General features: G+C 42.4%; 33 protein-coding genes and 1 riboswitch. Of the genes, 15 read left to right on the top strand and 18 right to left on the bottom strand.

Annotated features, from left to right (window positions below; all coding sequences use genetic code 11):
* Window positions 1–102 precede the first annotated feature (102 nt).
* Both DSM107010_RS28540 and cysC read right to left on the bottom strand, forming a co-directional pair.
* The gene (locus DSM107010_RS28540) at window positions 103–906 is read right to left on the bottom strand and encodes a hypothetical protein (RefSeq protein ID WP_106168411.1); all 804 of its coding nucleotides are present in this window, start codon (window positions 904–906) and stop codon (window positions 103–105) included.
* 296 nt (window positions 907–1,202) lie between these two features.
* A complete protein-coding gene (gene cysC / locus DSM107010_RS28535; RefSeq protein ID WP_106168410.1) occupies window positions 1,203–1,760 on the bottom strand; it encodes an adenylyl-sulfate kinase in 558 nt (185 codons plus the stop codon).
* 319 nt (window positions 1,761–2,079) lie between these two features.
* Here cysC and DSM107010_RS38815 point away from each other — a divergent pair, with 319 nt between their 5' ends.
* Together DSM107010_RS38815 and DSM107010_RS28530 are read left to right on the top strand one after the other, a co-directional pair.
* Window positions 2,080–2,235 (top strand): hypothetical protein, encoded by a 156-nt coding sequence (locus DSM107010_RS38815; RefSeq protein ID WP_158631884.1) that lies wholly within the window; start codon window positions 2,080–2,082, stop codon window positions 2,233–2,235.
* A gap of 41 nt (window positions 2,236–2,276) precedes the next feature.
* A complete protein-coding gene (locus DSM107010_RS28530) occupies window positions 2,277–2,747 on the top strand; it encodes a GNAT family N-acetyltransferase (RefSeq protein ID WP_106168409.1) in 471 nt (156 codons plus the stop codon).
* Between the two features lie 79 nt (window positions 2,748–2,826).
* Here DSM107010_RS28530 and DSM107010_RS28525 read toward each other — a convergent pair whose 3' ends face one another.
* The 5 genes from DSM107010_RS28525 to DSM107010_RS28505 form a co-directional block, all read right to left on the bottom strand.
* Window positions 2,827–3,600 (bottom strand): TraB/TrbI/VirB10 family type IV secretion system protein, encoded by a 774-nt coding sequence (locus tag DSM107010_RS28525; RefSeq protein ID WP_015154942.1) that lies wholly within the window; start codon window positions 3,598–3,600, stop codon window positions 2,827–2,829.
* A 79-nt stretch (window positions 3,601–3,679) separates the two neighbouring features.
* Window positions 3,680–4,333, bottom strand: a complete 654-nt coding sequence (gene mtnB, locus DSM107010_RS28520; RefSeq protein WP_127024512.1) for a methylthioribulose 1-phosphate dehydratase — start codon at window positions 4,331–4,333, stop codon at window positions 3,680–3,682.
* A gap of 26 nt (window positions 4,334–4,359) precedes the next feature.
* A complete protein-coding gene (locus DSM107010_RS28515; protein WP_106168647.1) occupies window positions 4,360–4,914 on the bottom strand; it encodes a 1,2-dihydroxy-3-keto-5-methylthiopentene dioxygenase in 555 nt (184 codons plus the stop codon).
* Window positions 4,915–4,997: 83 nt separating this feature from the next.
* Window positions 4,998–5,333, bottom strand: a complete 336-nt coding sequence (locus DSM107010_RS28510; protein ID WP_106168648.1) for a 2Fe-2S iron-sulfur cluster-binding protein — start codon at window positions 5,331–5,333, stop codon at window positions 4,998–5,000.
* 36 nt (window positions 5,334–5,369) lie between these two features.
* Window positions 5,370–6,725 carry a selenium-binding family protein gene (locus DSM107010_RS28505; RefSeq protein WP_106168649.1) on the bottom strand — a complete coding sequence of 452 codons (1,356 nt, stop codon included), beginning with the start codon at window positions 6,723–6,725 and terminating at the stop codon, window positions 5,370–5,372.
* 350 nt (window positions 6,726–7,075) lie between these two features.
* Window positions 7,076–7,211, top strand: a riboswitch (cyclic di-AMP (ydaO/yuaA leader).
* Window positions 7,212–7,354: 143 nt separating this feature from the next.
* On the opposite strand from DSM107010_RS28505, the gene DSM107010_RS28500 reads away from it, so the two are divergent.
* Both DSM107010_RS28500 and DSM107010_RS28495 read left to right on the top strand, forming a co-directional pair.
* Window positions 7,355–8,620 (top strand): glycosyltransferase, encoded by a 1,266-nt coding sequence (locus tag DSM107010_RS28500; protein ID WP_106168650.1) that lies wholly within the window; start codon window positions 7,355–7,357, stop codon window positions 8,618–8,620.
* A 43-nt stretch (window positions 8,621–8,663) separates the two neighbouring features.
* Complete coding sequence (locus DSM107010_RS28495) at window positions 8,664–8,876, top strand: hypothetical protein (RefSeq protein ID WP_015154948.1); 213 nt, start codon at window positions 8,664–8,666, stop codon at window positions 8,874–8,876.
* Window positions 8,877–8,987: 111 nt separating this feature from the next.
* Here DSM107010_RS28495 and DSM107010_RS28490 read toward each other — a convergent pair whose 3' ends face one another.
* The 5 genes from DSM107010_RS28490 to DSM107010_RS28475 form a co-directional block, all read right to left on the bottom strand.
* Complete coding sequence (locus tag DSM107010_RS28490) at window positions 8,988–9,434, bottom strand: VOC family protein (protein ID WP_015154949.1); 447 nt, start codon at window positions 9,432–9,434, stop codon at window positions 8,988–8,990.
* A 95-nt stretch (window positions 9,435–9,529) separates the two neighbouring features.
* On the bottom strand, window positions 9,530–10,039 hold the full coding sequence (locus DSM107010_RS40155) for a DMT family transporter (protein ID WP_199755795.1): 510 nt from the start codon (window positions 10,037–10,039) through the stop codon (window positions 9,530–9,532).
* Entirely contained in the window at window positions 10,026–10,433 is a 408-nt protein-coding gene (locus DSM107010_RS40150; RefSeq protein WP_199755794.1) for a DMT family transporter, read from the bottom strand. The genes DSM107010_RS40155 and DSM107010_RS40150 overlap by 14 nt, the downstream gene beginning before the upstream one ends.
* Before the next feature lie 87 nt (window positions 10,434–10,520).
* Entirely contained in the window at window positions 10,521–12,242 is a 1,722-nt protein-coding gene (locus DSM107010_RS28480; protein WP_106168651.1) for a SulP family inorganic anion transporter, read from the bottom strand.
* 560 nt (window positions 12,243–12,802) lie between these two features.
* Window positions 12,803–13,852 (bottom strand): NAD-dependent epimerase/dehydratase family protein, encoded by a 1,050-nt coding sequence (locus tag DSM107010_RS28475; protein WP_127024509.1) that lies wholly within the window; start codon window positions 13,850–13,852, stop codon window positions 12,803–12,805.
* A gap of 43 nt (window positions 13,853–13,895) precedes the next feature.
* Here DSM107010_RS28475 and DSM107010_RS28470 point away from each other — a divergent pair, with 43 nt between their 5' ends.
* Complete coding sequence (locus DSM107010_RS28470) at window positions 13,896–14,318, top strand: four helix bundle protein (RefSeq protein ID WP_241994379.1); 423 nt, start codon at window positions 13,896–13,898, stop codon at window positions 14,316–14,318.
* Window positions 14,319–14,321: 3 nt separating this feature from the next.
* Here the strand turns inward: DSM107010_RS28470 and hemE are convergent, their stop codons facing one another.
* A complete protein-coding gene (gene hemE / locus DSM107010_RS28465) occupies window positions 14,322–15,368 on the bottom strand; it encodes a uroporphyrinogen decarboxylase (RefSeq protein WP_015154953.1) in 1,047 nt (348 codons plus the stop codon).
* Window positions 15,369–15,756: 388 nt separating this feature from the next.
* Window positions 15,757–15,900 (bottom strand): hypothetical protein, encoded by a 144-nt coding sequence (locus DSM107010_RS38810; protein ID WP_158265949.1) that lies wholly within the window; start codon window positions 15,898–15,900, stop codon window positions 15,757–15,759.
* Window positions 15,901–16,120: 220 nt separating this feature from the next.
* On the opposite strand from DSM107010_RS38810, the gene DSM107010_RS28460 reads away from it, so the two are divergent.
* Window positions 16,121–16,510 carry a hypothetical protein gene (locus tag DSM107010_RS28460; protein ID WP_015154954.1) on the top strand — a complete coding sequence of 130 codons (390 nt, stop codon included), beginning with the start codon at window positions 16,121–16,123 and terminating at the stop codon, window positions 16,508–16,510.
* 131 nt (window positions 16,511–16,641) lie between these two features.
* On the opposite strand, the gene DSM107010_RS28455 is transcribed toward DSM107010_RS28460, so the two are convergent.
* Complete coding sequence (locus DSM107010_RS28455) at window positions 16,642–17,031, bottom strand: hypothetical protein (protein ID WP_015154955.1); 390 nt, start codon at window positions 17,029–17,031, stop codon at window positions 16,642–16,644.
* Between the two features lie 129 nt (window positions 17,032–17,160).
* On the opposite strand from DSM107010_RS28455, the gene DSM107010_RS28450 reads away from it, so the two are divergent.
* The 3 genes from DSM107010_RS28450 to DSM107010_RS28440 all read left to right on the top strand — a co-directional run bounded on the left by DSM107010_RS28450 (window position 17,161) and on the right by DSM107010_RS28440 (window position 20,633).
* Entirely contained in the window at window positions 17,161–18,501 is a 1,341-nt protein-coding gene (locus tag DSM107010_RS28450; RefSeq protein WP_241994378.1) for an MFS transporter, read from the top strand.
* Window positions 18,502–18,747: 246 nt separating this feature from the next.
* Window positions 18,748–20,022 (top strand): MFS transporter, encoded by a 1,275-nt coding sequence (locus tag DSM107010_RS28445; RefSeq protein ID WP_015154957.1) that lies wholly within the window; start codon window positions 18,748–18,750, stop codon window positions 20,020–20,022.
* Window positions 20,023–20,039: 17 nt separating this feature from the next.
* A complete protein-coding gene (locus tag DSM107010_RS28440) occupies window positions 20,040–20,633 on the top strand; it encodes a ComF family protein (RefSeq protein ID WP_241994377.1) in 594 nt (197 codons plus the stop codon).
* Between the two features lie 133 nt (window positions 20,634–20,766).
* Here the strand turns inward: DSM107010_RS28440 and DSM107010_RS43180 are convergent, their stop codons facing one another.
* Window positions 20,767–21,003, bottom strand: a complete 237-nt coding sequence (locus DSM107010_RS43180) for a helix-turn-helix domain-containing protein (RefSeq protein ID WP_106166794.1) — start codon at window positions 21,001–21,003, stop codon at window positions 20,767–20,769.
* 187 nt (window positions 21,004–21,190) lie between these two features.
* Here DSM107010_RS43180 and DSM107010_RS28430 point away from each other — a divergent pair, with 187 nt between their 5' ends.
* From DSM107010_RS28430 to DSM107010_RS28405, 6 genes are all read left to right on the top strand, one after another.
* Window positions 21,191–21,511 carry a hypothetical protein gene (locus DSM107010_RS28430; protein ID WP_106166795.1) on the top strand — a complete coding sequence of 107 codons (321 nt, stop codon included), beginning with the start codon at window positions 21,191–21,193 and terminating at the stop codon, window positions 21,509–21,511.
* A 180-nt stretch (window positions 21,512–21,691) separates the two neighbouring features.
* Complete coding sequence (locus tag DSM107010_RS43175) at window positions 21,692–21,883, top strand: ribbon-helix-helix domain-containing protein (protein WP_106166796.1); 192 nt, start codon at window positions 21,692–21,694, stop codon at window positions 21,881–21,883.
* A complete protein-coding gene (locus DSM107010_RS28420; protein WP_106166797.1) occupies window positions 21,870–22,610 on the top strand; it encodes a hypothetical protein in 741 nt (246 codons plus the stop codon). The genes DSM107010_RS43175 and DSM107010_RS28420 overlap by 14 nt, the downstream gene beginning before the upstream one ends.
* A gap of 165 nt (window positions 22,611–22,775) precedes the next feature.
* Complete coding sequence (locus DSM107010_RS28415; RefSeq protein ID WP_127024504.1) at window positions 22,776–23,165, top strand: hypothetical protein; 390 nt, start codon at window positions 22,776–22,778, stop codon at window positions 23,163–23,165.
* Between the two features lie 222 nt (window positions 23,166–23,387).
* Window positions 23,388–23,669, top strand: a complete 282-nt coding sequence (locus tag DSM107010_RS28410) for a hypothetical protein (RefSeq protein ID WP_106166799.1) — start codon at window positions 23,388–23,390, stop codon at window positions 23,667–23,669.
* A gap of 40 nt (window positions 23,670–23,709) precedes the next feature.
* Entirely contained in the window at window positions 23,710–23,949 is a 240-nt protein-coding gene (locus tag DSM107010_RS28405; RefSeq protein WP_127024501.1) for a hypothetical protein, read from the top strand.
* 41 nt (window positions 23,950–23,990) lie between these two features.
* Here the strand turns inward: DSM107010_RS28405 and DSM107010_RS28400 are convergent, their stop codons facing one another.
* Entirely contained in the window at window positions 23,991–24,380 is a 390-nt protein-coding gene (locus DSM107010_RS28400) for a hypothetical protein (RefSeq protein ID WP_106166801.1), read from the bottom strand.
* A gap of 15 nt (window positions 24,381–24,395) precedes the next feature.
* Entirely contained in the window at window positions 24,396–24,809 is a 414-nt protein-coding gene (locus tag DSM107010_RS28395; protein ID WP_106166802.1) for a hypothetical protein, read from the bottom strand.
* Window positions 24,810–24,998 lie beyond the last annotated feature (189 nt).

Genomic DNA, 24,998 nt, shown 5'->3' with positions numbered 1-24,998 from the left:
GATCCCCCCAACCCCCCTTGTTAAGGGGGGCTATGAGCGACCGATTTAGTGCAAAGATAAATAGAATTGGTATTAGTTTGCAAACACGCCCTAATTATCTCGTCACGAGCTGCTTTTGGCGAGATGCTGATTTTTTAAATTAGTGGGCTTACCGATTACTTTTTCAATAGTGCTTTTTTCAGAGAGTCCAAAATAATTGAGTAATTCTCTAATATTTTCAATATTATTAAGCGATTCTACATCAACTTGAAAATATTTTATATTTGGAAATTTTTCTTGATAAGATATACTTAGGGCATTTGTTTCATCTACATACCATCTCAACCATTCTTTTTCATATTTGTCAATCAAATTTTCAATTTGACGAAACTGAATATTCAACAAACTATATAATTTTTTGCTCAATAAAAGACGTTTTAATAAATAGAACAATTCGTAAGTTATTTTGGGAGAAATAAGCCAGTTTGGTGGCTCAATACAATAATTTTTGATATCTGGCGTTAGTACCCACGTTTGTCCCGCGATCGCGAGAGGACTACAGTTAATTCGGAGCAAACTATCGACAATTTGAGCTGGATTTCTTCTAAGAATTAGAACTCCTATCTCTTCTTGAGGAATATACTTAGGAAGAAAGCATCCAAATCCTTTGATGAAACAATGATTGGTTTCTATATAACAATCTGACTCTTTTTTAACTTGTTGAATTTTCTCAACTTTCTTAGCTGTAAGTTCCTGCATTAATTCAGGTTTGCCAAAAAAGTAATCTCTCATTACTTTTCCATGACCAATAGGTTGGGCTTCGTGCCAAACTTGGCAATTTTCAACATGCTTAAAAATCTCATGTAAATAGTGAGAGCCTGAACGACCTGTATTGATACAAAATAAATATTTAACTTTAGGCTTCATGATTATATGATATGACAAAAGCACTGCTATATTTTTAAACTAAAATCGTAATTATTGGTGAACAAATCGTCTTTTTTCTACTTTAACTCTCTCCGGAAAAATAAGCTTTTTTTCAACAAGCAATCGTGTTTTATCTGCACAAACAGTATTGGTATCAATAGCTAAAACTATTACCATGTGAACTAATTAAACTTTTTGCCTACTGACTCGAATCGAGCTAAATCAGTTGTTGTAAGATAATCCCTTGTTGCCCAAGCTAATACCGTAGAGAGTTTTTTTTGAAAGAGAAATAGGTATTAGATGGAATACTCTAGTTGGGGTTCGAGAGGAACATAATCTAGCCTCTCTAGTTCTGCAATCACTCTAGCAATACTTTCTTGGATACTTTCGTGTGAGTTATAACAAATAATATCTGGATTGAGAGGTTCTTCATATAGATCGTCAATTCCTGTAAAAGATTTTATTTCTCCTGCTCGTGCCATAGCATAAAGTCCTTTGACATCGCGTACTTCACAAACATTAAGTGGTGCATTTACATAGACCTCTATAAAGTTTTCTGTAGTTCTCCGTAGTTCATCCCTGACAGCTCGATAAGGACTAATTGCAGCTACAATCACTACTACGCCATTACGACTGAGCAAATTAGCCACAAATCCAATACGACGAATATTAGTTTCACGGTCTTCTTTACTAAAGCCCAAATCTTTTGAAAGTTTTGTTCTGATGATATCATCATCTAAAACTTCAACTAAGCAACTACGTTTCTTAAGTGCGTACTCTACCCCTTGAGCGATTGTAGTTTTGCCTGCACCGCTAAGCCCTGTTAACCATAAGATTAAACCTTGCTTTTTCATGCTTATCTCCATGCTGATTTTGATTAAATAAAGCTATTGAGAGTTTTCAACACTTTTTCTCTCCGAGTGAATACTAGAATAGCGGTAATACCACTATTTGACGTTCATCTCTGCTTGTTTACTATACTCTTCTAATAGATAAGATTTGTCGATTGGGAAAAATTTAGTAATACTGTCAGCAAGGTATTATCGATTTTCTTTTAAAAAAGAAATCATGCGGAGTACAGCATTTCAAGTGACTAATATTCTCAGTCACAAACACGATCGAAAGACTCGATCGTGAATGGCAAACAAGTCAGCTCCAGACATGGTAGCTTAAGTGACAAGTAGGGTAAGTTTATTATTAGTGGCGATCGCCGCAATTTCTCTGTTTGTCGGTGGCGTTGGGAGGATGAATATCATCCTAGTTTCTGTCAACTTTACAGGCATCAGTCTCTTTAAGCGCGATCGCTTTAGCTGTTGGAGTTTCCGGTAGTATAGATTTACAATGAGGCGTACAGATAGAGTAGTTTCATCATGTCAGTTGCTCTTGATAGTAGCGGTGTTAATATTCGCCCAGCTACTACGCAAGATGTTGAGGCGATCGCGATTTTGTCTCACCAACTCGGCTATCCTGTTTCGACTATTGCCATAGAGCAGCGCCTGTACCAAATTTTGTCAGATAGCAATCATATTATCTACGTAGCCACAGGTTTAGACGATCGAGCGATCGCTTGGATTCACGCTTACACTTATCACTCGCTGCTGACAGATTTTCATGCTGAAATTGGCGGCTTAGTTGTAGCGCCAAGCGATCGCGGTACTGGTATCGGTAGAAAATTGCTCCACCAAGTTGAAAGCTGGGCAAAGATACGCAGATGTCAAAGTATATTAGTTCGATCTAATATTGTCCGTTCAGCAGCTCATCATTTCTACCAAAAATGCGGCTACAGCCGAGTCAAAACATCTTTGGTATTCCACAAAGTTTTGTTACATGACGATCTGTAGGGGTGGGTTCACCCAAAGTCTCTATTTTCACACCGAGATCTTGCTAAACCCACCTTTGCCAAAACGTACAGCAACAAGTTTAATTATCTTCACGCCTGCGATAATCAGAGTCCCTGTTGCGACGATAATCAGAATCGCGGTAATCATCATTTCCAGAACGTGAGGCAACAAAATCTTCCTCTAATCTCAAATCTAAGTCTGTATCTGGTCTGATGACAACAACTTCAACTTCTTTTTGCTTGCGACCTCTCAATAAGACTTCTCCCAATACACCTACACCCGCACCAGCCAAGACTTCACCTAGATCGATTCCACCAAAAATTTCACCCAAAACCGCACCAGCAGCAGCCCCAATCACCGCGCCTCTAAGGATATCGGGATTTGATTTTTCATCAATGATTTCCGTGTCGGTAATCTCCCGCGACGTTGCTTCAATTGGATAACCGCGATCGCGACCTTCTAAAATTAAATTTTGCGCAACAAATTGAGTTCCGCGATCGGTTGGTCTGAGTTCGCCTTCAATCCGACTACCAGCGGGAATTGCGATTCTACCGCTTTCAGACTCGACATCTTCAGCCACAGTCAATGTTATGTCCGCTGTTTCTTCTGGAGAGACAATAATTTTTTTGCCTCTGTCGTAAGTTACTGGAATTATCGTTCCTCTGGGGACAATACCACCAGAAGATCCGCGATACTCATCGTCGCGAGAGTCAGGAAAGAGTTGTGCAATTTCAAAAGAAGGGGAATTGGCGATCGCTGGAGTAGAAATCAAAAGCGGTACAAACGCTGTTGCGGTCATTCCCATCGCCATTAAAAAAGCAGTTTTTGACTGCCAGCGATTGAACAATAGCATTGACTTTCTCCTATAAAGTAGACTCAGGTTATAAGTTATGAAGAAAAGATCGCTCTATTGTTCCCGTGACCTCCCATTTTCAAAAAATTCCAGCTTGCCGCGCTGCTACCATGTATCGAAAAATGTATTCTATCAACTCAACATAATTACGCGCTGAGGTGAGGGAATCTGCCCAGACAGTCACGCCATGATTGCGGATTAACAAAGCCGGGACTTGCGGTAATTGAGTACTGAAGCGATCGCTAATTTCTGCGGCAATTTGAGGAACTTCTAAGTGATTTTCAAATATGGGAATTGCCACCTGGGGGTTTTCTTCCCATACACCCAAGCCTTTAACCATTTCCAGGGGTGGTAGCAGCAAATTTAGTTTCTCAGTAAAATGAGAAACTAAATTTACTTCAATTGAGTGAACGTGATAGCAAGCTTGAGCCGCTGGAAACAAGCTATAAATTACTTGATGAATTATCGTTTCTGCCGAAGGTTTAATATTAGCAGATGCTCTTTCTAAAATCTCACCAGTGAGGGTAACGCGCACGAAATCGCTAGTTGATAGTTCTCCTTTTGCCTTCCCACTTGCCGTAATCCAAAAACTATCATCAGGAAGACGAGCAGAAAGATTTCCCGCCGTTCCTACCATCCAATCTTGACGGTAGAAATAACGAGCAGCATCGCTCAATTCAAAACGCGGATCGGTAGTTTTGCTATTAGTTACTGAAGGTTGATAATTAAGCATGAATCAGAGGTAATAAATATAATGAATTACGCGATCGCGCTTTGACGAAACCGAATCTCTTTGCCCGTGTATTGAGGAACCCAACCTGTTGTATCGATAAAATATCGTACAGCTTTAACTCGCCTTGCAGGTGTTAAATAAAACCAGTGTTCTGTTCCGGCGGGGACATTGATATATTCTTCTGGTTGTACTGTTAATTCTACTTGGCTACCATCGGGACGCACGAAACCAAATATTGCCTCGCCATCGACAATATATCTTACTTCATCATCGGCGTGAGTGTGAATGCGATCGAATTTTGTTAGCATCTCATCTAAATTTGGAATCCCAGGATGCAACGCAATTAAATCACGAGATTGATAGCCAGATGTTTGTTCGAGTTGCTCGAAATAGCGATCTAAAGCTACGAGAACTTCTTCTTTTTCCTCTGAAGTTAAGCTTTCTTGTGCTAGCAATTGCCGCAATTGGGCATCTTCTCCTACACTCCAGTAATTGAGTTGGATATTTAGGGAAGACAATTCGCGGCTAATATCAGCGAGTTGGTTGTAGATTGTACCATCTTCTAGTTTAAGAAGCGCCATAGGGAGTGAGTAGTGAGTAGTGAGCAGTGAAAATGCAAATAACAAACGATCGATTACCAATTACCAATTACCGATTACCAATGTCAACTGATAACTGTTCGCTGATAACTGATAAAAGGGTTTACATACAATTCTTTTTGACATTCTACGCCGACTTCAAACTTACAATCAGAACGGGGAGTGGCAATGCATAACAAAACGTAACCTTTTGCGGCTTGCTGGGGTTTGAGGGCGATCGCATTTGTCTGTTCTACTTCACCTGATAAAATCCTGGCAGCACAAGTAATACAAGCCCCATAACGACAGCCTACGGGTAATTTTACTCCAGCCGCTTCTACCGCATCCAAAATATATTTGTCTGCTGCTACGTTAAGAGTAAAATTATTTCTGTTAACCAGTTCGATTTGATAGGTTTTCATTCGACCAAAAAACCTGCCCCTATGATTCTCTTAACTCTAAATCCAAATATCTGAAGTACAATCGCCACCAGGATATCGCATTTCGTGGGCGCGGGCTGCGCCGTTTGGTTCTTGACCAAAATCTATGTAAAAGTTTTCATTAATTTTCAATCCTTCCTTTTCCGTGTCGCAATCAATTTGCAACATGTAAGAGCCATTTTTGGCTAAGTCTGGATAAAATTGATTATCCCAAGTACTGAATAGAGAGTTAGTGACATACAACCGCTTACCATCTAAACTTAATTGCAGCATTTGAGGACCACCTTGCAATTTCTGCCCCTTAACTTCGCCACCTTTTCCTAATAAACCACCACACCAAACTTGCCCAGTCAATTTAGGTTGAGAAGGATTGCTAATGTCATACTGACGAATATCTCCATGCAACCAGTTGGAAAAATAGAGATAGCGATCGTCCATTGACAGCAAAATATCGGTAATCAAAGAGGGAACGGGAATTTCCCAGCCTTGAACCTCGACGGATGGAACATCAATAACTTTCTCAACTGCCCATTGTCCATTAGATTTGTGCCAGTGCCAAACATTACTACTTAAGGCTGCACCAACATAGCCGTGCGTACTCTCTGGGTTGTGGTGAAAACGCACTTCTAAAGGAATTAAACCTTCTGTACCTAAGTCAAAACTTTGAATAATTTCGTGTTTTTTCCAGTCCCAAAAATGCAATTGCTGACCGTAATTTCCGGCTGCGACATCGTTGAGGTCAAAGCCTGGATAATACGTTTTGGGTGCGCCCCATTCGCTACTTACCATGATGTTATGGCGCGGCTGATACCAAAAGTCATAATTAAACTTCATTGCCGTAGCTTGTTGTTCCCAACGTCCGACAATATCAAAGTTTTCATCGAGTAACAAAAAGCCGCCAGGTGCATTCCCTTGACTATCACCTAACATCGAAATCATCACATGACCATCTGCTAGACAATGGACTGTATGAGGGGCTGTTAAATTTGTTTTCGCTTTGATTTCTTCTGGTTCGATGACTTTATAAATTTGAGGCGATCGCGTTTCTTTTGTATCTACAATATAAATCCGGCTCGATCGCTGTCCAGGTACGATCGTAAAACGACGAGATTTACTCGCGTCACCGTGACACGAACTACATGCATTCCAACCAAAATGATGTAACTCATCGCCTAAATAAGGCATCGGTAAGCGATGAATTACCTGAGAATATGTCGGAGAGTCAGGATCGACATCAATCGTCGCTAAATAATCTGGTGCTTCAATTCCCGTACCCGTATAAAGTGCGATCGCATATAATGTTTTTTCTCTTTCTGCTTGCATCGCCGCTTGGGGAGATGCATAGCCAGGACCGCAGCAAGTATGATTGGTCATTGGTCATTTGTCGTTGGTCATTGGTTAAGTGCGGATACGACATGTCATATCTCTACAGTTAACCGTCTACTAATAACAAAACTAGCATTGATTGCTAGGAATACCGTACTATGTTTGTATTTCTTACAGATGGCTGAGATCCAGCAGTTGTAAATCAATTGTCAAATTACTGTTCATCTGACTGTGACGCGCTAACAGCACTTGAACGAATGACAACCTTCACGAGTAGTTCACAACTCAAATAGAAGTTTCACATACAATACTTAACAATCTGACCGAGTTTACTTCACAGTTTGTAACTTTTATTGACAGAACGTAGGGAGCGTGGTTTAGGATGTAGTTAACCAGATTAAATAAGTCAGCCTAATCCAATCATAATTGGAGCGGAGGAACCGAATTTTGGGGCTTATCTCTGAGATAAACAGAGAGGGACATCTCTCAGTCCTAGCCCGTCAGCTAACTTCGTAGGCGTTGAGAGGAGACTGTAAAGATCGAAGATTTCTAGATCCCATTCAGTGTCCTTGGCTGGTTTAAACCCGCTACGTTTTACCTGTACTTGGTGCTAAGGAATTGATTCCTGATGGCAGCCAGAGGCAGGAAAGCTAGCCATAAGGAGAAGCAAACCAACAATGTTAGAAAAACAGAATCGCATTGCTTTAATTTCTGTTGATGGCGATCCAGCGATTGCGATTGGGCAAGAAGAGGCTGGAGGTCAAAACGTTTACGTGCGCCAAGTCGGTCTTGCCCTTGCCCAGCAGGGATGGAAAGTCGATATGTTTACTCGCCGTAGCAGTAAAGAACAAGCGGCGATCGTGCAACACAATGCTAATTGTCGCACGATTCGGTTACCAGCGGGAGCGCCAGAATTTATCGGACGGGACGAACTATTCAGTTATTTACCGGAGTACGTCAAAGCTTTCCAAGCTTTTCAACAACAACATGGATTTCGTTACTCGCTCGTCCACACTAACTACTGGCTATCTGCTTGGGTGGGAATGCGATTGAAGCAACTGCAACCTTTGAGTCAGATACATACATATCACTCGTTGGGTGCAGTTAAGTACAGAAATATTGACGAGATTCCCGCGATCGCTACCAAACGGTTAGCAGTAGAAAAAGCTTGTTTGGAAACAGCGGAACGGATAGTAGCCACCAGTCCTCAAGAACAAGAACACATGCGATCGCTTGTTTCAACCACAGGACAAATTGATATTATCCCCTGCGGTACGGATATAGACAGATTTGGGGCAATCGAACGCGAAGCAGCGCGGCAGCAGTTAGGAATTGCAGCAAATGAAAAAGTCGTGTTGTATGTCGGTCGATTTGACAAACGTAAAGGGATTGAAACCTTAGTGCGATCGGTGGCAAGATTGCACGCAGCAGGTCGGACTAACTTGAAATTAATTATCGGTGGTGGCAGCCAACCCGGTCGCTGTGACGGCAGAGAACGCGATCGCATTGAAGGAATTGTTGGAGAGTTAGGTTTAGATACGATAACTGTTTTTCCAGGTCGCTTGGACGATCGGATTTTGCCAGTCTACTACGCAGCTGCCGATGTTAGTGTCGTCCCCAGTCACTACGAACCTTTTGGTTTGGTAGCAATTGAAGCGATGGCAAGCCAAATTCCCGTGGTTGCTAGCGCTGTCGGCGGTTTGCAATTTACCGTAGTTCCAGAAGAGACGGGATTACTCGCACCTGCTAAAGATGACGTTGCGTTTGCCCAAGCGATCGATCGCATCTTAGCCGATTCTAGCTGGGCAAGAAAGTTAGGGGAACGAGGTCGGCAACGGGTAGAAAATCATTTTAGCTGGCAAGGTGTAGCAATCGAATTAGGACATTTGTATACCACATTGAATTCAGCCACGGTTGAGACGAGTAGAGCGATCGCAGCTTAGCAATAGTAAACGTTGGATAGCAAACTGCACAAGGAGAAATACCATGTTAAGGATTGGGGATTTCGTGCAACACAAGCAAGCAGATCTGACTGGTGTTGTCATCGGTTACGGACATCAGATAATTGATGACATTTATTTGCCAACATTAGTGGTACATTTAGATCGAAGCAAAAGTTTCAGCCGCAAAGGTATTATGGAAGATCTATCTTCCAAGTGGTTGCCTGTGGAAACAAAAATGCATACTCATGCCGCTTAGAGCTGAAAATTAGATTTTTGTTTCTGAGATTTTCGTGTCTGTTGTATTTTCCTGAGTTGTGAAGTGTAGGACTACCTGAGTCTGAATTGTCAGATTCAGGTTTTTTTTTGCTCATACTGGATCGCACCGGATTTCTACCATAAATCCATCTGGATCGTAGCAGTAAACGCCTCTACCTGTAGGGCGACTGACAGGACCGTGGGCGATCGCAATTTGATTATCTTTCAATACTTCTACGGCGCGATCGAACAATTGCGGATCGATATCGAAGGCAAGATGATAGGCACGAGTAAAACTCCGTTCGGGATCGGGATCTGGTGGTGTTAACTCCGGTTCCCAGAATAAATCTAAAACCGTTCCATCTGGAGTGACAAAGTTAGCGACTTTGCCTTGCGCTACCAAATCGATTAGAGTAGAGGGGATTTCATCGCCTGTCAGTTCGTGCAATCCCAGAATATGACAGTAAAAGTGGCGCGATGCTTGCATGTCTTTGACATTTAAGGCGATGTGGTGGACTCGCCGCAGGTTGCCAGGTGCAAGGGTACTGGGAATAGTCATGATGAAGTCAGTCCTCGTAGGGGCGGGTTTTTGAAGATCCCTATACTAGAATAAACAGTTTTGCGGTTAAACCCGCCCGTACAGAAATGGTGAAATCAGTTGGTTGACTTCGTTTTTTGCAGAGAGTTAACATTGAAAGCCAAAGCAGAAACAATCAGTAACATACCTACAGATTCCGTAAGTCCTGGTCGTTCTCCCAGTTGCAGCCAAGCCGTTAATACTCCCACTACAGGATTCATTAACATACCCAATCCTGCCGTACTTGCAGATAGATGATTTAATATATACAGCCAAAGCAACATTGCGATCGCCGTACCTGGGATAACGTTGTAAATCAACGCTACGACAAACTCGTTAGACCAAACAATCGGTTCAGAGGGAATGAAGAGAACGACAAACAGTAGCGGCACAGCACCGAAAAGAGTTTGCCAAGCTGTCAGCGATAACAGATCTAAATTATGTTGTTGTTGCAATTTCTTGGCGACAATGACCCCACCAGCCCAGCATATCCCCGCAAGAATGGCTAATACCTTACTAAAAACCGTCCCATCAAGCTGCTGAGGTTCTAAAATCAGTAGCAAACCAGCAAAACTAAGGGCGCGCAATCCATTGTATTGTTCTGACTCGCTCTTTTAACAGCACCCAGGCTAGAATTAGCGTCCAGAAAGGCATTGTGTAAACCAAAACTGCCGTTTTTCCGGCTCCACCACTAACTAAAGCCCAAGTTGCTAACCCATACAATCCACTCGTCTGCAACAACCCCAGCAGAAAAGTACCCCCAACTGCTTGAGGTAACAACGGTTTTTTCAACCACGCCATCACGAGAAATAAACTCAAGGCTCCGAGAACTATCCGCAAAGTTGCGAATGTAAACGGTGGTGAATATTCCACTGCTACTTTCATTTGTACCCAGTTATAACCCCAAATCAGAGCTAGGGCAAACAGAGCTAAAATCGCACTGTGGGTAGATGACTGAAATAGAGATTTAAGCCTCTGCAAAAGTCTTCAAGAGGATTCTATCGAGTTTACTCTGCCAGTGTAACAAGGTGAAATCCAATAGGAAACTTGACAATAGAACTCCCAAACTCAACCAGTCCGCAAACCGATTTCAGCTACATCTAAACCGATTTCAGCTACATCTACTACAACTGCTTGTTTCAGGGCATCAGTTCGATCCAGAAATAGGTTATCGTATGGTACTAAATTGAGAATGCCAAGACTCTCTAAAAGATGCTTGACTTTACCAACTGCCCCCACGATAAATACTTGAGAACCTTTTGCCTGAGAATCTTTAATGGCAGCTTCGATTACCAGTGCCGCAGTTTCATCTAGATAAGGAACATCGCTCAGATCCATCACTAAGGTATCGCAACGCTTGATAGATAAATGTTCGCGGGCGATCGTTTTTGCCACTCCAAACAGCATTGGTCCCCCCATGTAAAACAAAGAAACTCGCCCATCAGCTAAATTGAGCAACTCTTTCTCTTCTAAATTGAGCGGGACGGAATCATCTGCACCACAAACTGCTTTGATTCTTTGAGCTTGTAAATGGCTCAATTGCTCAATTGTCAGCAAGTTAGCAATAAACATTCCTACCCCAGCCGCAACCATCAGATCGAGGAAAACTGTCATCAGCAGTACGCCATACATGATTAAGGTTGATTTCCAAGAAACCTTATGCGCTCGTTTCAAGAAATTCCAATCGAGCATTTCAATTCCAACCGCGAAAGCAATTCCAGCTAAGACTGCCATTGGAATGTTTTCCGCCAAGTCAGCCAGCCATAACACCACGACCAACATCAGCACCGCACGGAGCAAGCCAGCCAAAGCAGTTCTTGCCCCAACTTGAACGTTAATTACCGTTCCCATCGTCGCACCAGAACCAGGCAGTCCACCGCACAAACCAGCAACTAGATTTCCTACTCCCTGACCGACTAACTCTCGGTCTTCCTGAGTCTGGGTACGGGTCATACTGTCAGCAATGACTGAAGTGAGCAAGGCATCAATAGAACCCAACATCCCTAGCATGGCTGCATCAACGAACATCTGTACGGTTTGAGCCGGAGTAAAAGTAGGTAGATACAGGGTCGGTAGTCCTGATGGAATCTCGCCAATCCTTCTCAAATCCATGTTTTGTAGCAAGGTGAAGGAAATAATTGTGCCGATGACTAATGCTGCTAGTTGTGGGGGTATAAAGTGCTTGATTCTATGCGGCAAGAAAAAAATAACTACCATTGTCAGAGCTGCTAGACCAGTTTCGGCAGGGTTGAGGTTTGATAGCATCTGGGGTAGATTTTGTAACGTTCCTATCAAACCTCCTTTAGGAGCTTCATGTCCTAGAAATGGCGGAATTTGCAAAATAATTAGAATTGCACCAATTCCAGACATAAAACCTGAAACGACGCTGTAGGGCATGAGAATAATATATTTACCCAAACGGAAGACACCAAAGAGAATTTGAAAAACTCCCGATAGCATCACTACCGTAAATGCCATTGCCATACCATTCTCAGGATTCCTAGCAATCATTGCGCTAATAATTGCCGTCATAAATACGGTTGTCGGTCCGGTTGGTTCGGAAATTTGTGTGGGTGTGCCACCAAACAGAGAAGCAAAAAAGCCAACACAAATTGAGCCATAAAGCCCTGCAACTGGTCCCAAACCAGATGCAACCCCGAACGCCAAAGCTATTGGTAATGAAACAATTGCATTGGTGACTCCACCAAAAATGTCACCGCGTAAATTTCTGAAATGAATCTTATTTGTTAGCTGTAATTTTCTGAACCGAATCTTATTTGTTAGCTGCATTGGTTGTTCATCCCTTCAGAAAAAGACTATTGATGTCATTCTTTATGGGAAATAAGTCGCTAATATGATTCCTATTTATTGACTGTATGGATTCTACTTTTAGAGCTAGAGGAATGACACTCTTATCATTCCTTGTATCATCAAGTAATGGGTTAATAAAACGAATTTATATTTCTTTAATTTTCCAATTTTTTCTAATAGCAACGTTGCTTTTTAGCAACATACAAATAAGTTTTTAAAATAGATTTCATTCAGAAATAGTATTGAATTTTAGTAAGGTCAAAAGTCAAAATCTAAAAGTCAAAATTATTTTTACACGGGAATAAAGCTTATGGCAGAAGGTAGAGCCAGAGGGCAGAAGGAAAGCCTTTTCACAGAGAGGTGACAAGCTGCTTCGATCTCCACTTATGCTTCGAGTGCAATATACAATATATTATTTCCGATGCAATTGAGACAATTTACTCGATTTATCTTATCCGTATCGCTCTATACTAAATTAAGTGCGAAAGTATGATTTTGTTTCGCGCAAAGATGCAAAGAAGATCGCTAAAAGTATTCTGTTAAGTATCTAATTTTCTACCACGAACTCCATGAATTTTTAAGGCATCGCTGAGGGTGGAACAATAGTTAGGTAAGCCGAAGCTGCTAGGATTGATAATATTTTTATAAGTAAAATAGCGATATTGCAAACAAAATCTATCCCAGTCTGCCATTTGAATGCGGAATAAAACTATAAATAAATTGGTCAAGGATAGATATAGAGGAATGCGAAAATAAATCTTTTTATTGAGATATTTACAAATTTCTTCTATAACCTGGTTAGCGGTTAATAGCTCTTGTCCGAGAACGTAGTGAGTTAGTAATTGGTAATGGGTAGTTGGTAGTTGGTAGTTGGTAGTTGGTAGTTGGATGGTACGTGGTACGTGGGGTGTGGGGTGTAGTGTTTTTTCTCCCTCAGCTCTCTTCTCCCTGCTCCCTTTCATCAAATATTTCACGACTTGAGCAACATCTCGTCCGTGAATAAAATGGAAGCTGCCTTCTGTTTTGAAGAAACGGGCGATGTTAATCCACTTGGCAACATCGGGTAAGCCAGCAGATAGGTGAGAGTATGGTTTCTGGGCATCGCCTCCCAGGACTAAAGTGGGAAATAGAACGGTAATTTTAGGGGCGATCGCTAATTCTGGTAATCTACTTAAAGTTTCATATTTAGAACGAATATAATCTATGCCAAGTGTTCCTGCTTCTTTTAACAAGTTATTTTGACGATCCAAAACGCTAGCTGTAGAAAAGTAAATGACCTGCTGACATTTTTCTGGATCGAGTAAATTTAATAGTTGAATTGTTTTATTAACGTTAATTTCAAAAGTATCTTCGCCACCCCAAACAGTAGCTACTAATACAGCAATATCAATTGTTTTCAGTAAATCAGCAAACTGTTCGATATTAGCTAAATCGCCCTGTAATATTTTTACACCAGGGCGAGTAATATCTACTTGTAGTTTCTGAGGATTTCTAACTAGTAAATATAGTTCGTAGTCAGTTTCTTGAATTAAAATTTCAGAAATATAGTGACCGATACAACCGCTAGCGCCAGTGACTAAAATTCTCATAGTTAGTGGCTGGTGGCTAGTGGCTGGTGGCTTGACCTAAAGTGTGTTAAATTATACATATATTTTTTACTATACTGAAATGAGCCTTCATAGTTATCAAGATCTCAAAGTTTGGCAATTTGGGATAGATTTAGCTGTTCTAGTTTATCAGTTGACTCAAGCTTTTCCGAAACAAGAAACATATGGTTTGTCATCTCAGATACAACGTGCAGTTGTATCTGTTACTTCTAATATTGCAGAAGGTGCAGCAAGAGATTCAACCAAAGAGTTTTTACACTTTTTATCAATTACACTTGGTTCTTTAGCAGAACTGGAAACTCAATTAATTTTGGCGCAACGGTTGTCATATGTAAGCGAACAAGATTTACAAATTCTTTTATCAAGAACTTCTGAGATAGGTAGGATGGTTAGAGGTTTGCAAAAATCTTTAAAAGCAAAACTCTATCCACCAGTCACTAGCCACTAGCCACTAATATCTAATCTGTTTAGCAGTTTCAAAGAAGAATCTTACATTATCCTCTGGAGTGTCGGGTAAGACACCATGACCCAGATTGAGAATATGCCCTCTCGTACCTGCTTTTTTCACCGTATCGTAAATGCGATCGCGAATAAATTCATGAGAACCAAATAACACCCCAGGATCGAGATTTCCTTGCACGCCAATTTGATTTCCCAGTCTCGCCCGTGCGTCTGCCATGTCTACAGTCCAGTCTACGCTGATTAGGTCTGCACCACTGCGCGCCATTCTTTCTAATAAACCTGCACTTTCAGCTACCAAAAGAATCAGGGGTGTATCGGGATGGGTTTGTTTAACTTGTTGAAATACTCGCTGTTGATAGGGTAAAGCGAAAGTTTCGTAATCTTGAGGTGAAAGTTGACCCGCCCAAGAATCGAACATTTGTACGACTTGAGCGCCGCAGTCAATTTGGTAGCGAACGTAAATGGCGATCGCATCTGCTAGTTTTTCTAGTAGCTGGTGCAATACTGTCGGGTTAGAAAATGCCATTCCCTTAATAATGGAATAGGTCTTAGAACCTTTTCCTTCAACTGCATAGGCTGCAAGCGTCCACGGCGCACCGACAAAGCCTAAAACTGTAGCTTTATTCCCGACTTCGGCTCGAAGTGCCTGTAATATTTCTTTAATAAAAGGTAAGGATTCTGCTGGTTCTAACTGGCGCAAAGATTCAATTTGCGCTTGAGTCCGAATCGGCGAGTGAATGATTGGTCCCTTGCCTTCCGCAATGTCCATATCAATTCCCAAACCAGGCAACGGCGTGACAATATCGGAAAATAAAATTACGCCATCTGGTTGAAAAGCTCTCCAGGGTTGCAAAGAAACCTCAATCGCTACTTCGGGAATTTCAGAACGCTCCCGAAATGATGGGTACTTCTCGCGTAAATCTCGATACGCCTTCATATAGCGACCTGCCTGCCGCATCATCCATACTGGCGGGCGGTCTACTTCTTCTCCACGAGCAGCCCGTAGCAAGTGGGGAACCTGGGTTGCAACAACCATTCTTGCGCCTTGTAATCTTTCTGCAATTCTTTAGCGTATCATCGATCGTCATGCGATTTTTACACGAGCCTGTCAGAAATAGGAGAAAAGTTGCTAATTTCCTACTCCCATCTGTATTTGTACTTATCGTGAGTTGCTTCTATCGCTTGCTATCAACAAACTTGAAGCTTGACACAGCTGACACGGTATAGCGTCGAGTTACTTTTTCGTAGAGTAGCATTAACCGCCACGCGCAGCACAAGTTATTAGCAGATTGGATGCGATCGCTATCCAAAAACCTTGTTATAATTTACAAAAATATAATTTGTTTAATTTAAGTTAAACGATTTAATTAATCTTGATGTTGTCGATATTGTCGAGCTTTTGTAACATAGAAGATGAGCTATCTTTAGTTAGGTAAGTATTTTTTGTTACCGTCGATCGCACAAACACAACTATATATTTGTATTTGCTGGATATATTGAGTAAAAATTAATGCAGTCCAGTTAATAAGATCTGGCGATCGCCAAAATAAATAATTTGCTAGCGTCATAAAATTAGTTGACAAGCAAAAAGCAAGAACCAGCAATTAAGAATCAAAAGAATTGCCCTACCTCCGAAAATATACTTCTTTAGATAGATCGGACAAATAGACAAGCAAAACTCTCAGTAGAGATACTGAACTCTATTATTCGCTATACCTGTAAATATAGTATCCGTGGTCTTGCTACTAAAGAAGACAGTATTTTTGAATGCCGATCGAGGGAAGAAATATGGATAATAAGGCTGACTTTTTAAAACAGCACGTAGCGCAAACACAAATTGTACGGGAAGTAAAACTGAGCGAACAAACTGTAAATGAAACAAAATCACCTCAGTTTAATACTTCCGATCTGCTCATGCTTTTAGGTCCGATTGGCTTTATTATGGGCTGGACAATTTTGTTTTTAATGCTATCTAAAATTGGAGTTGCGGCGCGAGATGAACTCTTGTTTACAATCAAGCGCTTTCAAAAAGTACCCTGTCGAAACTGTCAATATTTTACCAACAATCCTTATCTCAAGTGTGCTGTCAATCCTTGTGCCGTTTTAACAGAAGAAGCACTGAAATGCTCTGACTATAGACCAGCGGAAAAGGTTGAAGAATTAGACGACGAAGATTAGCGTAAAAGACTGAGAGGAGAAAATAGAAGGAACAAGGGAGACAAGGGGGACAAGGGAGACAAGGAAGCAGAGGAGAATAAATAACTCTTAAATCTTCATTTTTAACTTTTAACTTTTGACTTTTAATTTAGTTAATATTTGCCATAATCGCGTTGCAAATCGAATAGGACTTTCTCGGCATACCACTGAATAGTTCTACCAGGATTCCGGTCTTTCGCTGCACTGAGAAGTCTATTTGCGGCTTGGCGATCGCCATGTAACAGTAGCAAGAGTTTTTTTTGTAGCGGGCGGGAAACCTGTTCTATCCTAATGGCACTATCGCTATCTCCACTTTCTTCGCTATCATGTGGTTTTTGGCGACGAGGCGATGAAAATGGGGTGGTTTTGCTTTTGCCATGCTTTCTTGGCTGCACCCACCTGAGTCGGCGGCGAGATTGTTGAGAACGATAATAAGCAAACATGAATCCGAATATGAGTGCAAATACAATTACTACTCCTAGTAATACAAAAAGTCTCTGCATAGATATGACACTAATAGTAAGTAACTTGAATTGGTGCTGCGAGTAGACAACTATGAATCTTCTGTATTTATAGTTCCCAATCTGTTACAAAATTTACTTTCATATGACGTATCAATACTTAAAGCTTCAATGAATTTTTTTCAGAAAAATAACTTTTCGTCTCTGTTGCCGTCGCTGAACTCTCAAGTTTGGATTTTGGCAAGCGGTCGCTTCCTATCAAATGTAGGTACGGGGTTTACCCTGTTTTACGCGCCAATTTTTTTCGTCAACCAAGTCGGCTTATCTGCCACTGCTGTCGGCTGGGCGTTGGGTAGTGCTTCTATTTCTGGAGTTGTGGGACGAATTTTGGGGGGAGCATTTTCAGATTCACAGTTTTGGGGTCGTCGTCGCACTCTCTTACTATCAGCAGCGATCGCGGCGATCGCCTGTTTTGTCCTCGCCATTACTCCAGATTTCACCACTTTAGTTATCGGCAACTTACTCCTGGGACTGGGACAAGGTTTGTATTGGCCCGCAACTGAAGCTGTTGTTGCCGATGTAACATCCACCGACCAACGCCGCGAAGCTTACGCCGTGACTCGCTTAGCCGACAATCTCGGTCTAGGGATGGGAATTGTATTTGGTGGCGTTTTGATTGGGACGACAGGAGCTTATCGAGCGCTATTTATTTTAGATGGGTTATCGTTTCTAATTTTCTTAGCCGTCGTCTATTTTGCGATCGCCGAAACTCGACCGCAGGAGAATCAAACTGGAGCGTTTGCGCCTGGGAGTTGGCAAATAGCCTTGAGCGATCGCAGCTTATTAGTGTTTGCGATCGTCAATATTATTTTTACAACTTACATCGCCCAGCTACACAGCACCCTACCCCTTTATCTGAAAAATTTTGTTCCAGTTGGCAGTGGAGGTCAAGGATTTACTGAAACTACAATCAGCATTTTATTCGGCTGGCATATGGCTATGGCGATCGTGACTCAGTTACCTGTGGCACGCGCTTTAAAACGTTTTACTCATCCTCAAGCTTTAACAATCTCTGCCTTGATGTGGACTTTAGGCTTTTTCTGTATTTGGATAACAGGAACAGTTGCTAGTGGTCAAATCACTTGGGCAATTTTAGCTTTAAGTCTACTGGCGATCGCCACTGTTGCTTACACTCCCTCTGCTTCCGCATTGATTACCGACCTCGCACCTCCAGCTCAAATTGGTATCTACTTTTCCATCAACTCTCTATGCTGGGCAGGCGGGTATTTCATCGGACCGCCCTTGGGTGGTTGGGCATTAGACCAGTCAGCCGCGATCGCAGATAGTTTTTGGTTGGGTTCAGCCCTTAGCGTGGCGATCGTCGTGGGAATTTTACAGTATTTACGCCGCTTATTAGGGAGCAGGGAGCAGGAACGAGCTGGGAGCAGTGGGGGGACAAGGAGGACAAGGAAGACAAGAAAGACAAGAAAGACAAGGGGGACAGGGGAGTAATTCTGGTTCCACCAGCCACCAGTCACTAGCCACTCTTTACTGATAACAGATAATTACAATCAGGGGAAATACGCAAGGCAAAAGTTAATTTGGAAGAATAAAATTAATTGCCTTCCAGTTAAGTCTTGAAGAGGCTGCGATCGCAGCCGATTGATGTATTTGTGAAAGACAAATGCAAAAATTTTTCATGCCTAGATCGGTAGGTATTTGTTTACCTGTCCGCAGCTTTGCTGTTTTTCGTCAGAAATGAAGTTTATAATTAAGTATCAATTTACTTCCTGGTTGCCACAGCTTAATTCACAAGTTTGGATACTGGGAATTGGTCGTTGTATTTCCCAACTAGGTATCGGTTTTACCTTATTTTATACAACCATATTTTTTGTCAATCAGTTAGGATTTTCTGCCACTAGTGTTGGTTTAGCTTTAGGCAGCGCATCAGTTGCAGGCATATTGGGTCGGTTGGTGGCAAGTTCTTTATGCGACTCGTCCGTATGCGGTCGCCGTCGAACTCTATTACTTTCCGCCACGTTAAGCGCGATCGCCGCAGCCATCTTAGCCGCAACCAATAGCTTTGCACTCTTAGTTATCGGGAACTTACTGTTGGGGTTTGGACAGGGTTTGTACTGGCCCACTATTGATACTGTCATCACCGATTTAATTTCTCCCTCACAATGCCAAGACACTTTTGCCGTGATGCGAGTCATGGACTATGTAGGCTTAGGTGTAGGAATTCTTCTAGGTGGGGAAATAGTCGGTTTAACAGGCGCATATAGAGCGTTGTTTTTGTGCAACGCTGTAGGATTTGTTGTTTTCTTCATGCTGGTCTATACAAAAGTTACAGAAACTTACCAACCGCAGAAATCAAGTTCTCGAATTAAAGGCAATTGGTCAGCAGCCTTGAGCGATCGCTGTCTTTTGGTCTACGCGATCGCTAATACGATGGCGGTTGTATATGCCTCGCAGTTTCAAGCCGTGCTACCTCTGTACTGGAAAAACTTCGCCGTCGCAGATAGTACGGTCGAGCAAGGATTTTCAGTCACCACAATTAGCATCCTGTTTGGCTGGCACGTACTTTTAGCGATTGTTTGTCAATTACCAATTACCCGTGCTTTGAAGCGCTGGAGTCCCCCTCATGCAATGATCTTTTCTACCTTAATGTGGGCATTAGGTTTTGTTGTCATTTGGGTAACAGGTATAGCGCCATCGGTTCGCCTCGGCTGGGCGATCTTAGCAACAGAAATTTTTGCGATCGCTGCTGTATCCCTAACTCCTGCTGCGGTATCGATCGTCAACAGCTTAGCTCCCCCCTCACAACGCAGCGTTTATTTCGCGATCAACTCCCTCTGTGGTTCGCTCGGCTACATCATCGGTCCTCCTTTAGGAACATGGGTATTAGATCGATCGCCTCAGATGGCAGATAGATATTGGTTGTTTTTAGCTGCGAGTACAGTATTCACGATCGGCATTTTGCAATACCTGCATCGTTTGTTGCAACAACGAACAGTTGTCAGTTATCAGTAACTAGTAGCTGGTGACTAGTGGCTAGATTTTCTCCCTCAGTTCCCGATCGCTTTGCGATTCTCTCTTCTCCCCGACTCTTGTACGGGTGGGTTTTGAACCAAGATATATTGCCTCATCTGCGCGATCTTTCACTAAACCCGCCCCTACGACTCCCTACTCCCTGCTCCCTCATGTGGACTGATGTAATTAGCATATTTCTCAAGTCAAATTGCCCTTTATGTCAGCGTCCGACTGGGAAAGTATTCTGTGTTGATTGCACCAGACAACTACAGCACTGTCAACTAAGCGATCGCCATGTCCGTTCTACAACAGAAATCCCAGTATTTGCTTGGGGAATCTATGGAGGAGCGCTCAAACGGGCGATCGCGGCTCTAAAGTACGAGAAAAAATCTCAAATCGCTCAACCGTTAGGGTTCTGGCTGGCTGATGCTTGGTTAAATCTCCCATCGACTTCAAGCCAGCCAATTGTCATTCCAATTCCACTGCACGCAACCAAGTTAAGGGATCGCGGCTTCAACCAAGCGGAGTTATTAGCGCGGAGTTTTTGTCAGATGACGGGGCTAAAATTGCGACCTGACACCAATATCTGTAGCTTTGAGTATGAATTATGAGTATGCTTCGATTCAGGAAACGACACAAAACTTAAATCAAACCTTGAGACAACAGATAGAAACATACCCACTAGACATGAAAAAGCCCACCGACTTGGAAGTGGAGGGCAGTAGTTAGGGTGTCGTACATAAATCAATCGGGTGTGTACTCTATCAAATCGCTAGGAGTGCATTTTAAATAGATACACAAATCATTAAGAGTTTTACTCGGGTCGGAGAAAGGGGGTATACCTTTTGAATTCCTCCAATTTGATAGTGTCGTGCGATTTACCTTTAGCAACGCAGCTAAGTCCTTAGAAGACATATCTCTATCTGCCATCACTGTTTTTAATTTCCATCTAATAACCAAGGGTCTCTCTTTAACTGTCATACATCTTTTGCAGTCTACTATACCTCTAATTTTATACCAATCTTAACTTAACAAGCAAAATAGTTAGTTCATTAGTTTGCATTTGCAGTCTATTGGGCTATATTTAATGTATGGAGAAAAGCAAAAGCAACCGCCAAGCCTAGAGAACTAAAACGGTTGCCTGCACCCAAGTAAGGATGTACCAATCATGTTACCACTTCAAACGATTGATGCTCACGGAATTCCTACCGCAGAGCTGTGTTACGACGAAGAACCACAAGATACTTTCCAAATCTCAAATGAAATCACGTATCTCAGCGTTGACCCCAGCGATACGGAAGTAGGATTACACCTCATCCTGGTGGTGCTTTCTAACGACAATAACCGGATGCACTATGTAGATTGCCTATGTCAAGCCACAGACATGTGCAGGGCGCTTCTAGAGGCTGCTCAGGTGATATATCAAGTATTTAGACCTGCGGACTACACCATAGTTAATTTCTGGGAGAGGCAAGACGCACCTTTCTGATTAGGAAGTAGTAGAGGAGCGGGCTTATGGTCTAGTTAATGACATACCACTTTCCATAGGCTCTGCCCTTCTCAAAGCATCTATCTCTACTAATAGCGGTGATTGAGTAATTTTTCAATCTTTACCACTATATGCAAATCGCGTCTAACGTAGGGATACAAATCAATCAATCAATCAGCCATGCGTAAAACAACGAATGAGTATTCGGTTCAGAGAAACGTGCATCTACCTGTGACGATGGTAGAGCGCGTAAGTGAGATAGCAGACGAAGAGAAGGTGTCATTTGCAGAGATAGTAAGAAGGGCAATTGCAGAGTATTTGAGCAAAACAGTAAATCAACCACACAAACAGGAGGGTTATGGGACTAATTGACGATATGTACGACACGGCACGAAGGAAAACCGAATGTGGAATTTATGACCTTGTTTTTCTTGTCGTCCCAGGTAAGCCAGAATTTTCTAACGAAGATGGTACTATCCGCGCAGTGAGGGTTAAGGGCGTGGAAGACCTACAAAGTTGTCCGTTGAATTTCAGACACGAACAGGTGAAGAAACTCACTGCTCCTAGCGATGACGAAATAGACAAACGTGTTGAAGGGTTGGTAGACCTGTACAAGCGTAATGCTGAAGCTTTTAATCGTGACTTCAACATGACGCATATCGACCGCAGTATGCACTTCAAACCTTTTACTGAGCAGGAGAAACTGACTCTACTAATCTTGGAAATTGCTGCGGTACACGCTCGGACAGAAGGGAGCGAACGATTTACTGTAGACTCTCTACACGTCTGTCTCGTTGAGTCACTAGGCGACTATAGCCATCCCAAAGCTAGAACCTACAGGGCGCTAGAGAGGGGTGTCAAATGCGGTCTATTTGACAAAAGCAAGGTTAAAAGTAGGGTTCAGTATTCGCTCAGCGACAGTGCTAAGAACACGTATACGGACATAATGAGCGAAATGATTGTCACTTACCTGCGTGCAGTCACATCTCTAAAAATTGGCACTACAAAAGTACCCTCTCTCACAGCAGAGTCCGCTTTGGACATGCTGTTTGAAGCCACGACGAAAATGGTCAAGTTCTATATTTGTGGTCATTACTAAACAAGGAGTTTAAAAATGTCATTCACAACTGAAACAGTAACGATTTCCGAATACACGGCTATTGAAGATACGGAGGCTGGTGTAGGGATATACCTGAACCAAGCAAAGAAACCTTTCTTCGTCATCGACATTCCACACCGCAAGATTCTGCTCAATAAGAGTCGAATGCCAGCAACAACTTGGAGACTGGTGTTTGATGCGATTCAAGCCTTTGCTGACGCACACATGACCGAAGACGAATACTCAGCCTTGTATGGTCTGGGAGATACACGTCCAACCGCCGATATGTGGCAGTACAAGCCTTACGGACTACCAAAAGAGATGTACGTGGAATACTACACCAAACCTCAATACGTTATTCGTGACGGTAAGGCTGTACTTCTCGACGAAGGTGGCGAACGCAGGATGAAACCTAAGATTGAATTCGTGTACGCCACTGAAATAGACCGCCATTGTGTGGAAAATCATGGTGCTACTTACGAGATTAAGAAAGTGGTGCGTAGTAAGAATCTTGTCTTCGACCGTCTACTGTCAGCAACTGCTGTAGAAGCTTAAAAGTCAAAAGCTGCTCTTGAGTGTACCAGACCCAGGAGCAGCCTACACAACGGAAGCAGCTTAAACATCAACTAGATAATTGGAGAATAACATGATTTCCATGACTTTTGAGACTAGGAATTTTGAAGAAATTTGCAGTGAATATGAAAACACTTATTGCCTTAGTGACAACACTCGCTATATCTATATCTCCATCTGTCTGTACTGAAGAGGTGATTTCAAATGCTTAGCTCTAAACTTCAAGCTTTAATTATCAAAAGCTACAAGTTCAACCGAGAACAAAAGTTGTGGCTGATGAAATACGTAGAATCCATAGCTAACCGTGACCCTAAGCTTTTTATCAAACTGTTAAACGAGTCTGATGAGAGGTGGGGAACAGAGACGGCACTCAGAATACACGAAGCTGCAACTTACTTGCTTTCACGTCAGGACATGGAGTGGGGTAATCGTGTTGCAGAGGTGGCTATACAACTGCTGCGTTTAGAAAACCAACTTGCACAGTAAAACTAACGAGGATTTCTCTGCATCAGCTCCAGCTTTAATTATGGAGGCACCAAGTTGGTTAATAAAACCCACAGCAGTAGCCGCAGCATTAGCCACTACACCAGTCAGTCCCGCTGCTATGCCTGTAAAGATGCCTGACGTAACAGAGTTGATGCGAGTAGACGCACCACGCATATGCTCTGTAAATCCACGCTCAACTCAAAGTGACCACCAGCTATTCGTCCACCACTGTGTCCAAATTCAGTTACTTGGCGTTTGGCAGGGTCTAGGTTTAACTTGACATCGATTGCTACGCTAGCTATTTTAGGCATATATACTCACTTATCTGTAAGGTGGTTTGGAGTAGGGGTATGCAGGGATATCGGCATCAGTTAACTGATACTGTTCTGACTCTGGGATGTGGAATCTAGCAATTGCAAAGTTGAGGTCGTTGGTTATAGCTTTCCAACCTTGTTCTTTAGCTGTTTCCCACTCTAACCGAGTATGCAATGCAAACTGTTTGGTGTCGGGGTGGTAACAAGCTACTTCTCCAATTCTAGTTATGCACGCATTACGAGGCTTACAGCGTTCGTTGCTGGCAAAGAAGCGGAGTATGGATTGATAAGCCTCATAGGGTCTTATATTTGCTTGCTCGGATTGATACTGAGCTTCTGCTGCATCGCGTTGTGATTGTAGTTCCAATGCTTCTTGGTAAATTTCTTCAGGTGTCATGATGGTTTTAGCTCCTTAATTTAATGGTTTGGCGACGTAAGCGTAGTAGTCCACAGGGTCAGCAGCACCCATTCTTTCGGCTCTGACATGTACGTAAGCAGCCAGTGGCATGATGCTAGTCACGTAAACACTTTGGACATTTAGACGGCTCTTAGTTGGCGTACCTGATGTCGGTGTCCAAGATGCTACAGGTGTATACGTACCATTTTCAGTGGTAGCTACTTCAAGGTGAAATCTCCAGTAGTTCACACCCGCTGAAAAGTTAGCAACGGTATTCCTTTGCGCAATCACCACCTCGAAACTAATTGACTTCCGCACTGGAAGAAACTTACCTGGTTCAGCAAATGTGTTTGCTACCGTTCCCGCTGTTTCAGGACGCAACACCAACTCTTTATCTAAAGTCCCATCAACCTTTCTGTCTGCTAACATAATTTACCTCACTAGTTGGTTTCAAAGTTTTGCCATAGAACTGCTGTAACGTTACACCCCTATACGTGACACCATCCAAGGTTTGCGTACTGAGGGCATCTTCCGTATATGAATATTTACTAACCAGAGCATAGAATAGTGAACAGTTTTAGGTTGCGGCGTAAGCAACATGTTTCTCACGAAAAAAGT

This window comes from Chroococcidiopsis cubana SAG 39.79, assembly GCF_003991895.1.
In the GTDB taxonomy this organism is placed as follows: domain Bacteria; phylum Cyanobacteriota; class Cyanobacteriia; order Cyanobacteriales; family Chroococcidiopsidaceae; genus Chroococcidiopsis; species Chroococcidiopsis thermalis.
Note: the sequence above shows the minus strand (reverse complement) of the source record. Positions and strands in the feature narration are given on the sequence as shown.